The sequence below is a fragment of the Pseudovibrio denitrificans JCM 12308 genome (assembly GCF_001310815.1).
Lineage (GTDB): Bacteria > Pseudomonadota > Alphaproteobacteria > Rhizobiales > Stappiaceae > Pseudovibrio > Pseudovibrio denitrificans.
The window spans coordinates 107,542-119,743 of sequence record NZ_BAZK01000004.1; the positions used below are offsets into that span (position 1 = coordinate 107,542).

Annotated in this window: 11 protein-coding genes and 1 pseudogene; 11 read left to right on the forward strand and 1 reads right to left on the reverse strand. The window is 50.9% G+C overall.

What is annotated here, in order from left to right:
• Positions 1-125 precede the first annotated feature (125 nt).
• The 4 genes from JCM12308_RS05870 to JCM12308_RS05885 all read left to right on the forward strand — a co-directional run bounded on the left by JCM12308_RS05870 (position 126) and on the right by JCM12308_RS05885 (position 3,351).
• Positions 126-1,232, forward strand: a complete 1,107-nt coding sequence (locus tag JCM12308_RS05870) for a two-component system sensor histidine kinase NtrB (RefSeq protein ID WP_014284473.1) — start codon at positions 126-128, stop codon at positions 1,230-1,232.
• A gap of 52 nt (positions 1,233-1,284) precedes the next feature.
• Positions 1,285-1,887: a response regulator transcription factor gene (locus tag JCM12308_RS05875; RefSeq protein WP_014284474.1), complete on the forward strand. Its 603-nt coding sequence runs from the start codon at positions 1,285-1,287 to the stop codon at positions 1,885-1,887.
• 173 nt (positions 1,888-2,060) lie between these two features.
• A complete protein-coding gene (locus JCM12308_RS05880) occupies positions 2,061-2,396 on the forward strand; it encodes a response regulator (RefSeq protein ID WP_008549773.1) in 336 nt (111 codons plus the stop codon).
• Between the two features lie 235 nt (positions 2,397-2,631).
• On the forward strand, positions 2,632-3,351 hold the full coding sequence (locus JCM12308_RS05885; RefSeq protein ID WP_008549988.1) for a Crp/Fnr family transcriptional regulator: 720 nt from the start codon (positions 2,632-2,634) through the stop codon (positions 3,349-3,351).
• Between the two features lie 153 nt (positions 3,352-3,504).
• On the opposite strand, the gene hemN is transcribed toward JCM12308_RS05885, so the two are convergent.
• Positions 3,505-4,854 carry an oxygen-independent coproporphyrinogen III oxidase gene (gene hemN / locus JCM12308_RS05890; protein WP_008549883.1) on the reverse strand — a complete coding sequence of 450 codons (1,350 nt, stop codon included), beginning with the start codon at positions 4,852-4,854 and terminating at the stop codon, positions 3,505-3,507.
• A gap of 216 nt (positions 4,855-5,070) precedes the next feature.
• Here hemN and JCM12308_RS05895 point away from each other — a divergent pair, with 216 nt between their 5' ends.
• From JCM12308_RS05895 to JCM12308_RS05925, 7 genes and pseudogenes are all read left to right on the forward strand, one after another.
• On the forward strand, positions 5,071-6,174 hold the full coding sequence (locus JCM12308_RS05895) for an AbrB family transcriptional regulator (RefSeq protein WP_054783138.1): 1,104 nt from the start codon (positions 5,071-5,073) through the stop codon (positions 6,172-6,174).
• Between the two features lie 359 nt (positions 6,175-6,533).
• A pseudogene (gene ccoN / locus JCM12308_RS05900) lies at positions 6,534-8,188 on the forward strand (cytochrome-c oxidase, cbb3-type subunit I).
• A 14-nt stretch (positions 8,189-8,202) separates the two neighbouring features.
• Complete coding sequence (ccoO, locus tag JCM12308_RS05905; protein ID WP_054783139.1) at positions 8,203-8,937, forward strand: cytochrome-c oxidase, cbb3-type subunit II; 735 nt, start codon at positions 8,203-8,205, stop codon at positions 8,935-8,937.
• 10 nt (positions 8,938-8,947) lie between these two features.
• Complete coding sequence (locus JCM12308_RS05910) at positions 8,948-9,106, forward strand: cbb3-type cytochrome c oxidase subunit 3 (protein WP_037037069.1); 159 nt, start codon at positions 8,948-8,950, stop codon at positions 9,104-9,106.
• Positions 9,106-9,981, forward strand: coding sequence for a cytochrome-c oxidase, cbb3-type subunit III (gene ccoP / locus JCM12308_RS05915; RefSeq protein WP_008550041.1), 876 nt, complete (start codon positions 9,106-9,108; stop codon positions 9,979-9,981). Before JCM12308_RS05910 ends, ccoP begins: the two co-directional genes overlap by 1 nt.
• A 168-nt stretch (positions 9,982-10,149) precedes the next feature.
• Positions 10,150-11,550, forward strand: a complete 1,401-nt coding sequence (ccoG, locus tag JCM12308_RS05920) for a cytochrome c oxidase accessory protein CcoG (RefSeq protein WP_054783287.1) — start codon at positions 10,150-10,152, stop codon at positions 11,548-11,550.
• A gap of 122 nt (positions 11,551-11,672) precedes the next feature.
• Positions 11,673-12,200, forward strand: coding sequence for a FixH family protein (locus JCM12308_RS05925; protein WP_054783140.1), 528 nt, complete (start codon positions 11,673-11,675; stop codon positions 12,198-12,200).
• Positions 12,201-12,202: the final 2 nt, after the last annotated feature.

Consider the following 12,202-nt stretch of genomic DNA (forward strand, 5'->3'; position numbering starts at 1 on the left):
AAATCAGTCGCAGGCTAGGTGATTGACCTAGCTTAGGCCATGGGATAGCTGATTAGTCAAAATACCCATCTAGATACCCGTTTAGATAAGCGTGCGGGTACGCTTACAACAACTAGGAAACTACTATGGTCTCCTCTTCATGCTTGCATAGTGTTCTGGATACAGCCGTTAATGGCATCATTGTCATTGATGATAACGGAACGATCCTGATCTATAACCGTGCTTGCGAGAACATGTTTGGCTACAAGAGCGCCGAAGTGGTTGGCAAGAACGTCAACACACTGATGCCGAGCGCCGTTGCTGAACAGCATGACCAGTACATCCAGAATTACCTGAAATCCGGTGATGCCAAGGTTGTTGGTATTGGTCGTGAAGTTGTCGGTCGCCATAAGGACGGCACCGAAATTCCAATAGAGCTCTCTGTTGGCGAAGCGCAGACGGAAAGCGGGCACCAGTTCATTGGTGTTCTGAAGGATCTTCGCGCCACGAAGGAATATGAAGAACGCCTTCGCGTGCTTCAGTCCAACCTGGTGACGATGACCCGTGTGAATGCCCTCGACGAAATGGGCGCCGCAATTGCGCACGAAGTCAACCAGCCTCTCACCGCTCTGATGCTCTATCTGCAAACCGCCGCTCGCAGAGCGCGCGCAGCAGAGCAACCAGATGATGCCATGATCAGCTTGATGGACAAGGCAGTCGTTGAAGCAGAGCGGGCAGGGCAGATCATCCAGCGCATGCGCAACTTTGTTGAACGGCAGGCTCCGCAATGCATCGGAACCGGGCTGGCAACACTGATTGATGATTGTCTTGAGTTGGTTCGCGTGGGCCACGAAGCTGATGATGTCGAGTTCATCTCTACTTTCGTGGACTACGATTACCAGCTTGAGTTGGACTCCGTACAAATACAACAGATTCTTGTAAACTTGATCCGAAATGCAGGGGAAGCCGTAAAGGATCAACCTGTTAAGCAAGTAGTTGTCTCTGTCGAACGCGACGAGGACAATGTGTTTGTTAAGGTTACGGATACTGGACCAGGCCTGGATGAGGAAGCAGTGTCGCACCTTTTCAAGGCCTTTACTGGGACAAAGCGGCGCGGTTTGGGTATTGGACTTGCGATTTCTCGTAGTATAGCCCAAAACCATGGTGGCGATTTACTTGTAGAACCATATGAGGAAGGTAAAGGTGCAACCTTCACTTTGCGGCTCCCGGTAAACTCAAAAGCAACGAGCTGAGCTGAAGCTGTTGTTTAGAACAACAAGAATAAGGACCTGAGCAATCATGACAATGCCGTCTGTGATCCATATTGTTGACGATGACCCAGCGGTTCGCGACGCGCTTTCTCTACTGTTTGAAACAGAAGGGTTTCGCGTAAAATCCTTTGCGAACGCTGAAGAGTTTCTTGGTGGGGTAGAAGAAGAGACGCCAAATTGCGTACTTCTTGATGTTCATATGCCAGGACGGTCAGGTATTGATATTCTGAAAAGCCTGAACGGCGAGAACTTCCCAGCACCAATCTTTATTATTTCCGGTCAGGGCGATATTCCAATGGCTGTTGAGGCGATCAAGTCTGGCGCCTACGACTTTATTGAAAAGCCATTCGACGTAGAATCCATCATCTCTCGCGTTCGTGAAGCAGTTTCCAGAACTGCACAGGCGAGTGGTGCGAACACAATGACCTTCCCGGGTGCAGAAACTCTGACACCTCGTGAGCGTCAGGTTCTGACCGAAATCACAGCAGGATCTTCCAACAAGGAAGCTGGCAGAAACCTCAAGATTTCTCCACGTACTGTAGAAGTTCACCGTGCGCGCATCATGGAAAAACTTGGTGCACGTAATGCTGCGGACCTCGTTCGCATCGTCCTCACAGGTGAGCCTCCAGCTGCTTGATGTAGCGCAAACTAATAGGGAATGACCGGCTATACTTTCGGCCAATCTTGTTATTCCCGCGTGTTACTACGCATTACAAGACCCCGGCGCTTGTTTATGGTGGCTGGTGAGACAAAGTGCTGCACCTATTGTGCTTTGTCTCTCGAGCTACGAGAACAACGCTGGGGTTTGTTGTGATCTATATCGTTGAAGATGATGTATCTGTACGCGATGCAATTGCGGAAATGTTTGAGAGCCTTGATCTCACATGCACCGCGTTTGCAGACGGAGAATCGTTTCTCTCAGATGCATCACCGCGTGTAGATGACACCGTTTTCGTTGACCTGCACCTGCCTGGACTCGCGGGATCTGACTTGATTGAGAAGGTTGCCGCTTTGGATGAGGCGCCACAAATTGTCGCAATCAGCGGTCAGCCTCTTTGGAAGATCACGCGGGAACTGCCAAAAATTAGCTCAACACCAGTTGTTCGTAAGCCATTGAAAGAACAGGATTTATTGGATTACGTGTAAACTTGATCTAACGCAAAATTTCATTTGTTTCAGATCAAATTACTGAAATATGAACCTGCTCCATAAGTTTTAATGCGTATTTAGACGTTGCATTCTAATCAGTAAATCTGCATCAACAGGTCAGGCAAGCAATGACGGATGCTTGTCATGGCCAAGAGGCATTTAGAGAATAAACGAATAGTTCTCGCTACTTGCCCAGGCACGATGTTTGCGGAGGTTTCCGCGAGGAGGGATTATGGTATCGGCCACATTGACAAAGCTTAGCGACCTTGATGGCCAGGCACCATTCAACGGTTGTCAGGAAAACTTCAGGCAGCCAGAAGTAATGGAAAAGCACTTGGGTCGTAAGCAGCGCTTGTCCGCGCACGATGTACTTTTCTATGAAGGTGACAAGGCAGAGCGCCTCTATGAAGTCGTTCGTGGAGTGATGATGCTCTACAAACTGCTTCCAGATGGTCGCCGCCAGGTGGTCTACATTCTGCGCGAAGGGGATATGCTCGGTTTCTCCAATCGCGACTTCTTTGACTGCACCGCGGAAGCTCTGACCGAAGTTGAGCTTCAGGTCTTTGAAAGCCGTGAGATCTCTACTTCTCCGATGATGCAGCACTACGTAAACCGTTGTCTGCTCTCCCAGATGGAAATCCTCCACGAGCATACCGTTCTGCTGGGCCGTAAGTCTGCTCTGGAGCGTGTTTCTACCTTCCTGATGAGCCTGGTACCAAACCGTGGTGGACACGGCTGCACAGGCCCAAATGAAGAAGGTAAGCCAGATACCAAAACCGTTGCTCTGTCCATGACACGTCAGGAAATTGCAGATTACCTTGGTCTGACCATCGAAACCGTCAGTCGCGTGATTTCTCAGCTGAAGCGTCGCGGTCTGATCAAAGTCGAAAAGCAGGACAGCATCCACATCACCAACATCTGTGGCATCTGTCAGCTGACCGGTATGCACTAAGCTGAGCTTAGGCAGGGTGCTCACCGCAGAGCATTCGTAATTAGAAAAGGAAACAGGCGCTGCACGCTCAGCGCCTTTTTTGTTGTCAGCATGTCTGCAAAAAGAAAAGCGGCCCGCAAAGGCCGCTTCTTTCGTTCTGGTATGTCGTCGCTCTTAAACCGCGACGGAGTGCCGTGCCTGCTGAGTGGCAAGGTAAGTGTCAAACGCAGCAGCAACCACGCGCACATACCGCCGGCCCGCATCTGTCACGGTCACAACAGTACCTTCTAGTGTTGCTACGCCGTCTGCAATCATTTCCTGCATATCCGCTGGGATGCTGGCGAACTCGCTAACCGGCAGGCCGTGCTTTTCAGCGGTAGCTGCGTAATCGACCTCATAGTAGGTCATCAGCTGCATTATGATCTCTGCGCGGCACAGATCTACCTTGTCGACAGCAATGCCTTTCTTGATCGGCAGAACATCATCAACCACCATACGCTCCCATTCGCGAGCAGATGGAGTTGTCTGAATGTAGCCCTGTGGCAGGAAGCCGATGGAGCTGCAGCCAAAACCGATCAGAGTGTCAGCAGTATCTGTTGTGTAGCCCTGGAAGTTGCGGCGCAAACGGCCTTCCTTTAGAGCAATCGCCATTTCGTCAGTTGGCAGAGCAAAGTGGTCCAGACCGATCACTTCATAGCCAGCTTCAACGAGCGCATCGCGGGAAACGTCAGAAAGACGGATACGTTCATTCGCACCCGGCAGGTTCTCTTCTTTAATCAGCTGCTGATGCTTCTTAAACCACGGAACGTGCGCATAACCGAACAGAGCAACACGGCCAGGTGCAAGTTCCTTGGTGTATTCAACAGTCTCGCGGATCGTCTTTTCAGACTGCCCCGGCAGACCATACATCAGGTCGAAGTTGATATCGTGCAGCCCAACATTGCGAAGGGCAGTCACTGCTTTCTTCACTGTGTTGTAAGGCTGGATACGGCCGATCTGCTTCTGAACGTCTTCATCGAAGTCCTGAACACCCAGACTGGTGCGTGTGATGCCAGCCATCTTGAGGGTTTCAGCCAGATAGTCGCCAACTGTTCTTGGGTCGAGCTCGATTGCGTGCTCAATATCCTCTGAGAAGACAAAGTTGGCTTTCAGCTTGTCGACGATCTTCAGAAAAGCTTCACGAGGGACAAGGCTTGGTGTGCCGCCACCCCAATGGATATGGTGAACCTCACGACCTGTGCCCAAACGCTTCAGCACAAGGTCAATCTCTTTGAGCATCAACTCCACATACGCAAGCACCGGCGCCATCTTGCGCGTCGCCTTGGTGTTACATCCGCAGTAATGGCACATTTCCTGACAAAACGGCACGTGCAGATACAGCGACAGTGGGGTGTCACGAGGAATACTCTCCAGCCATTCTCCATAAAGAGATGGCGTCACTGCTTCACTGAAGTGAGGGGCAGTTGGGTAGGAGGTATAACGAGGTACGTTCAAAGACGCATATTTTTGCTCTAGATCGGTCATGACGCTACCATACGCAAATGGACTAATTGAACTTTGATCCCTGTCAACATCACTGAGTTTTTAAAAAACTCAAGTCCCTTCAAGCAATTCGCAGCTGTTTGCGAACAGTTCTAAACTCTATGATTGAAATGATATATTGATTGATTGAATCAAGATTGATCATATGAATTTTGCTTTGTACCTCTTCTGTAATGACCCACGCTGAGAGGTAAGCTAGTGAGTAAAAACGACATTCTGACATTACTAGGTGTTTTGGCGCTCGGCGGAGCGGGAGCTGCTGCGTTTGAAGCACTGTCACTTCCTGCCGGTTTTCTTGCCGGACCGATGGTAGCTGTTGTTCTCGCCAAATCTATTTCTCTTCCCTTGCTCAAAGATAACAGCTTCACCTTCCCCAAAGGCCTGATCTCTGCCAACTTCATCTTCATTGGCGCAGCGATGGGATCCGCTGTCTCACCTGACTTCTGGGCAGGTGCTGCCTTATGGCCGCTCTCTATGTTGGCGCTAGTTGCTGTCGTGAGTGGCATTACGTCCTGCGTTTACCTCTACACCCATAAGAAATGCAGGTGGGGGCGGGATGAAGCCTTCTTTGCAGGCCTGCCGGGTGCATTGGGAATGACTGCTGCTCTCGCGCAGGAGAGGGGAGCGCCAATGGATCGCATTATGATCGTCCAGCTCGTGCGCCTCTTTCTCCTGATCGCAGTCCTGCCTCTGATCATCTCCAGTGTTGTTGAGGGCAAAGAGGTCATCTTCACGGAGGCAAATCATGCAATGAGCCTGGGGGATGGGCTTCAACTTGTCCTCGCATTGCTGATCTGCGCTGTCTGCGGGTATGCTGCTCTCAAGCTAAAAGCACCTGCGGGAATGCTGACCGGTGCCTTCTTCGCCAGTGCTGCGCTCAACTCAACGGGCATGCTGGAGTTCGCGCTTCCGGTATGGCTAGCGACGCCCTGCTATATACTAATGGGCACCAATGTTGGTCTCTACATCGGTAAGATGGATCGCAACGCCTTAAAGCCAATGCTGGGCACCTCGCTTATCGTGTTTGCTATCAGCCTTTCGGTCGCTTTAGGTGGAGCTGTGGTCACCTCATGGGCTCTCGAGATCTCCTTCGATAAGGTCTTTCTGTCATTTGCGCCCGGTGGCATGGAGGCCATGCTTCTCATCTCGATCTTGCTGGATATCGATCCGGTGTTTGTGGCCACCCATCAATTGGCTCGCTTCATGGGGCTTCTGGCCTTCATGCCGATCGTCATAAGATATGTGCTGGGGCCTGTTTCCGCTGATCCGGCAGATGAGGCGAGGGCGCAGAGTGCGACCTAAGACGCATATCGCAGCGGTGCTTTTGTGCGCTGCAGAATATCGCGAGGAACTTATCCAGCTCACCATGATTCTATGTATGCGTGCCTACGCTGATTTACCTATCAAAATACGCTAATTTATACCGAGCCCGCCAAAACACGCTTCAAGCTGCGCCAAAACAACGCATCTCGGGCTAATTATATGTAATATATGACGAAAACCCCAAAATAAGGGGTGTACTTGCGAATTAGAGTAATTTTATTTTTTTTGTTCGAGTTCTTTTTGACATGTATCAAGGGCGGGGCAATTTGCCACCCATAGAACTACGGTCAGGTAGTCCTATCTGGACGAACTTGTTTACTTTATATGGGGCGAACATCATGGGTGAGCGGAAAGTCAGATATCTGTCGCTCGAGGAAGGCGGATTTTCCCTCCTTCTTCTCGCGGTAGCGATTTTCTGTCTGGTCATTGCAGGGAAAACCTGGGATCAGGTCTTGGCATTTCATACCGCATTGATTGCACTAGCATCATTGGCCGGTATTTTCTTCATTTTTCGCCGATACTTCGACGGAAACAACACGCCTGCACCGCTGGAAATTAACGGTAAGCCAAACTACAATATGGCTCCTGTTAAATTTGCAACGTGGGCATCTGTTTTCTGGGGTATCGCGGGCTTCCTGGTAGGTGTGATCATTGCATCTCAGCTGGCATTCCCAGCTTTGAACTTTGACCTGCCATGGATCAATTTCGGGCGTCTTCGTCCGCTGCATACTTCAGCTGTTATTTTTGCATTCGGCGGTAACGTTCTTATCGCGTCTTCATTCTACGTTGTGCAGCGCACCTGTCAGGCCCGTTTGCCTGGTACAATCGCCCCATGGTTTGTAGTCCTCGGTTACAACCTCTTTATCGTTGTTGCGGGTACCGGTTACCTCCTCGGCGTAACTCAGGGTAAAGAATACGCTGAGCCAGAGTGGTATGCGGACTGGCTGCTGACCATCGTTTGGGTTGGCTATCTGCTCACCTTCCTCGGCTCCATCTGGCGTCGTAAAGAGTCCCACATCTATGTGGCAAACTGGTTCTACCTTGCGTTCATCGTAACAATTGCAGTTCTGCACCTGTTCAACAACGCATCCTTGCCAGTAAGCATCTACTCCACTAAGTCCTACATCGTTTGGGCTGGTGTTCAGGATGCGATGGTTCAGTGGTGGTACGGCCACAACGCAGTGGGCTTCTTCCTGACAACTGGCTTCCTGGCGATCATGTACTACTTCATTCCGAAGCGTGCTGAGCGTCCGGTATACTCTTACCGTCTGTCCATCGTTCACTTTTGGGCACTGATCTTCCTGTACATCTGGGCTGGTCCTCACCACTTGCACTACACCTCACTGCCACAGTGGGCGTCTACTCTTGGTATGACCTTCTCCATCATCCTCTGGATGCCGTCCTGGGGTGGTATGATCAACGGTCTGATGACCCTGTCCGGTGCTTGGGACAAGCTGCGTACTGACCCTGTTCTGCGTATGATGGTTGTGTCTGTAGCGTTCTACGGCATGGCGACCTTCGAAGGTCCTCTCATGTCCATCCGCGCTGTGAACGGCCTGTCACACTACACTGACTGGACTGTTGGTCACGTACACGCTGGTGCGCTCGGCTGGGTTGGCTACATCTCCTTCGGTGCTCTGTACTGCCTGGTTCCTTGGCTCTACAACAAGAAGGCTCTGTACTCTCTGCGTCTCGTTAACTGGCACTTCTGGATCTCTACTCTGGCATCGTGTTCTACATCTGCTCCATGTGGGTATCCGGTATCATGCAGGGCCTGATGTGGCGTGCGTACGATGAGCTGGGCTTCCTTGAGTACTCCTTCATCGAAACAGTGGATGCGATGTATCCGTTCTACGTCATGCGTGCATTCGGTGGTCTTCTCTTCCTCTCTGGTGCTCTCATCATGGTTTACAACCTCGTGATGACAGTTCGTGCAGGCGAAGAAGTTGAAACCGAAGCTGCAGGCCAGCCTGCAATGGCGCCAGCGGAATAATCGGGAGATCACGAATGTCTGCTTGGAAAAAACACCAAATCTTCGAGAAAAACTCGCTGATCCTGATTATTGGCATCGTCATCATGATCTCAATCGGCGGTCTCGTTGAAATCGTTCCTCTTTACTACCTGAAGAGCACGATCGAAAAAACTGAGGGTATGCGCCCTTACACCCCGCTTGAGCTTGTTGGACGTAACATCTACGTGCGTGAAGGCTGCTACGCTTGTCACTCACAGCAGATCCGTCCAATGCGTGATGAGCTGCAGCGTTACGGCAACTACTCCCTGGCAGCGGAATCCATGTACGATCGCCCATTCCAGTGGGGTTCTAAGCGTACTGGTCCTGACCTCGCTCGCGTAGGTGGCAAGTACTCTGATGAGTGGCAGCGTGATCACCTGGTTGATCCACGTTCCGTATCTCCGACTTCTGTAATGCCTGGCTACCCATTCCTGATGGACGCTAAGCTTTCTACAATCGAGATCGAAAACCACCTCAAAGTGAATGCACTTTACGGTGTTCCTTACACTGAAGAGCAGATCGCAAGCGCTAAAGTAGACCTCTTAGCTCAGGCTCAGCCTGACAGCGATGCGGCAGAAGGCTTCGAAGAGCGTTACCCAGGTGCTCTCATCCGTGACTTCGATGGCAATGCTAAAGAAGTGACTGAGATGGACGCACTGGTGGCTTACCTACAGATGCTTGGCACACTCGTAGACTTTAGCCTCTACGACGAAAAAGCAAACTTGCGCTAAGGAGGCGATGATGGACGCGACTTACACCGCCCTCGCACACTTCGCGCAAACTGGTGGTCTCCTCTATTTCATGGCCATTTTCGCAGGCGTAATTCTTTACGCTTGCTGGCCAAGCAATGGGGAGCGCTTTAACGATGCTTCACAGATCCCGCTTCGGGAGGACGACTAATGGCTGAACATAAAAAGGAAATTGACCAGGTATCGGGTGTCGAAACCACTGGTCACGAATGGGATGGCCTGAAAGAGCTGAACAACCCGCTTCCGAAGTGGTGGCTCTACATGTTCTACGGCAGCATCGTGTGGTCAGTGATCTATTGGGTCCTGATGCCAAGCTGGCCGTTGGTCAACGGTTATACAAAGGGTCTTCTGGATTACAGCCAGCGTGCTGTTGCGACTGAAGAGTTCAATGTAGCTGCTGCAGAACGCGCCGAAACCGGCAAGATGCTTCTTGAAGCGTCTCTGGATGAGATCCTCAACACACCAGAACTGCTCGAGTATGCGAGTGCTCAGGGTAAAGTGGCATTCGGTGACAACTGTGCACCTTGTCATGGTACCGGCGCAACTGGCTTTGAAGGCTATCCAAACCTTCAGGACGACAGCTGGATCTGGGGTGGCGATCTGGACACTCTGGCAACCACCATCTCTTACGGTGTTCGTTCAGAACATGACGAATCCCGCTTTGCAGAAATGCCTGCATTTGGTCGTGATGAACTGCTCGAAAAAGAAGAGATCGTTCAGGTTGCCAACTATGTTGGTTCAGTTGCAGGTCTTCCAACGCAAGACGGCGTAGATCTGGAAGCTGGTAAAGTTATCTATGAAGAGAACTGTGCAGCTTGTCATATGGACAATCTTAAGGGTGATATAGAAACAGGATCTCCAAACCTGACGGCACCTACTTATCTCTATGGCAAATCTGTAGATGACATCATTGCGCAGGTAAATGCACCGCGCCACGGTGTGATGCCTGCATGGATCGATCGTCTGGGTGAAACAACAGTCAAGTCTCTGGCTGTGTACGTTCACTCTCTCGGCGGCGGTCAGTAAACTCTCTTTATTCGCTAAAATAAAAAACAAGCGAGGACGCGCAAGTGCCCTCGCTTCACTTGCACAAATACATCGCCAACTGAGGAAGACGTTATGTCTAGCCAAGTTGAACCCATCGATAACGAAGAGGATGAGTCCTGGTTTGCGTCAGCTGCCAAAGTTTACCCCATGGAGGTAAAAGGCCGTTTTCGTAAAATCAAATGGGCAATTCTTTTTATTACCCTTGGAATTTATTACTTTACCCCCTTCATTCGTTGGGACCGGGGACCTTTGCTCCCGGATCAGGCTGTTCTGGTCGATTTCGAACGTAAAAGAGGTTACTTCTTCTTTCTCGAAATCTGGCCTCAGGAAGTCTATTACCTTGCCGGATTGCTCATCATTGCATCTGTTGCCTTGTTTCTGATGAACGCAATCGCAGGTCGTCTCTGGTGCGGTTACCTCTGCCCGCAGACGGTCTGGACCGACCTTTTCTTCCGCGTTGAAAGCATGATTGAAGGCGATCGCCGCAAACGGATCGCACTGGACAAGCAGCCTTGGAATGCTGAAAAGATTCTCAAAAAGGGAACGAAGCATTTTATCTGGCTGATGATTGCCTGGTGGACCGGCGGGGCGTGGGTTCTTTATTTCGCTGACGCACCAACCCTTGTTTATGACCTGGCAACCGGACAGGCAGCAATGTCTGCATATGTCTGGATCGGCATTCTGACCTTCACCACATATTCGCTGGCAGGTCACATGCGCGAGCAGGTCTGTGTTTACATGTGCCCTTGGCCACGGATTCAGGCCGCTCTGACTGATGAGCACGCGCTGAACGTAACTTATCGTTACGACCGTGGTGAGCCACGTGGGCACCTCAAAGAAAGCAAGAAACGTCTCGCAGAAGGTTTGCCAGCTGGTGACTGTATCGACTGTAATCAGTGCTTCTACGCTTGCCCAACCGGTGTTGACATTCGTAAGGGCGCGCAGCTCGATTGTATTCAGTGTGGCCTGTGTATCGATGCTTGTGACTCGATCATGACCAAGGTTGGCAAACCAACTGGCCTGATTGCATATGACACCGACATCAACATTGAGCGCCGCGAGAAAGGTGAAGAGGCAGTCTATCGCCTGATCCGTCCACGTACCGTGATCTACACTGCAATCATTGCTGCGATCGCCGGTGTGATGCTGTACATGCAGCTCAACCGCTCTATGACAGATCTGTCCGTCGTGCACGACCGTAACCCGCTCTACGTTCAGCAGAGTGATGGCGGTTTCAGAAACGGCTATGCACTCCGTCTTCTGAACAAGCACAACAAGGAACAGGCGTTCACTCTGAGTGTTGAAGGTATGCCAGCAGGCACTACACTTGAAGTGGTTGGTGTTCATAAGAGTGCTGCGGACCTTACCAAGGACACGAAGATCACCCTGACAGTGGATGCAGATACCACGCGTTCTGTTCGTGCGCTTGTGTTCTCACCTGCGGGTGTTGAGCTTCCAGGTTCCAAGCCGATGAGCTTCAAGCTGATCGACAGCGAGACCGGTGAAACCACTGTTGTGAGCGACTTCTTCCGGGCACCGGGTAAATAGAAGCCCTTTGAGGTAAAACTACCTATTTAAACTTGCGTGATGAGGGGTACGCCCCTTATCACTTAAATGGTCATAATGGCGAGACTCTCCCCATCAAAAGAGCCGCAAGAAGGAGCTAGGATATGACAATGGCTGTAGACCACAAGTCTCCGCGCAAACCTCGGCAGATTACTGGCCGCACGGTTCTGTTCAGCCTCATCGCATTCTTCGGTGCAATTGCTGCTATGAATGCCGTGATGATCTATATCGCGATCGATACATTTCCTGGGCTGGAAGTAGATAGCTCCTATAAAGTTAGCCAACGCTACAACAAAGAAATTGCCAAGGCGAAAGCTCAGGCCGCACTCAACTGGAGCGTAGATGCTGTCATTGAACGCAATGGTGATGGCTCCGCTCACATTCGGGTAATTGCAAAAGACAAGGCTGGCGCACCAATTACTGGCGAAGCCGTCACCGTAAAACTGCATCGCCCAACAATCACCGCAGCGGATCAGGATCTCATTTTGTCTGAGCGTTCAGCGGGTGAATATGTCGCCAATGCATCTGGTGTAGGTGCTGGCCATTGGAACGTCATCGTAGAAATCGCAGACCGAAACGATAAAGCGCTGCCGATTTTCCGTTCCAAAAATAAGACTTTCTTCGCTGAGTAAGG

Bases quoted from the DNA above. Each gene is read 5' to 3' on its own strand.
- ccoO (WP_054783139.1), top strand. From the start codon at position 8,203: ATGTCTGCTTGGAAAAAACACCAAATCTTCGAGAAAAACTCGCTGATC.
- JCM12308_RS05910 (WP_037037069.1), top strand. From the start codon at position 8,948: ATGGACGCGACTTACACCGCCCTCGCACACTTCGCGCAAACTGGTGGT.
- ccoG (WP_054783287.1), top strand. From the start codon at position 10,150: ATGGAGGTAAAAGGCCGTTTTCGTAAAATCAAATGGGCAATTCTTTTT.
- JCM12308_RS05885 (WP_008549988.1), top strand. From the start codon at position 2,632: ATGGTATCGGCCACATTGACAAAGCTTAGCGACCTTGATGGCCAGGCA.
- JCM12308_RS05870 (WP_014284473.1), top strand. From the start codon at position 126: ATGGTCTCCTCTTCATGCTTGCATAGTGTTCTGGATACAGCCGTTAAT.
- JCM12308_RS05925 (WP_054783140.1), top strand. From the start codon at position 11,673: ATGACAATGGCTGTAGACCACAAGTCTCCGCGCAAACCTCGGCAGATT.
- JCM12308_RS05875 (WP_014284474.1), top strand. From the start codon at position 1,285: ATGCCGTCTGTGATCCATATTGTTGACGATGACCCAGCGGTTCGCGAC.
- hemN (WP_008549883.1), bottom strand. From the start codon at position 4,854: ATGACCGATCTAGAGCAAAAATATGCGTCTTTGAACGTACCTCGTTAT.
- ccoP (WP_008550041.1), top strand. From the start codon at position 9,106: ATGGCTGAACATAAAAAGGAAATTGACCAGGTATCGGGTGTCGAAACC.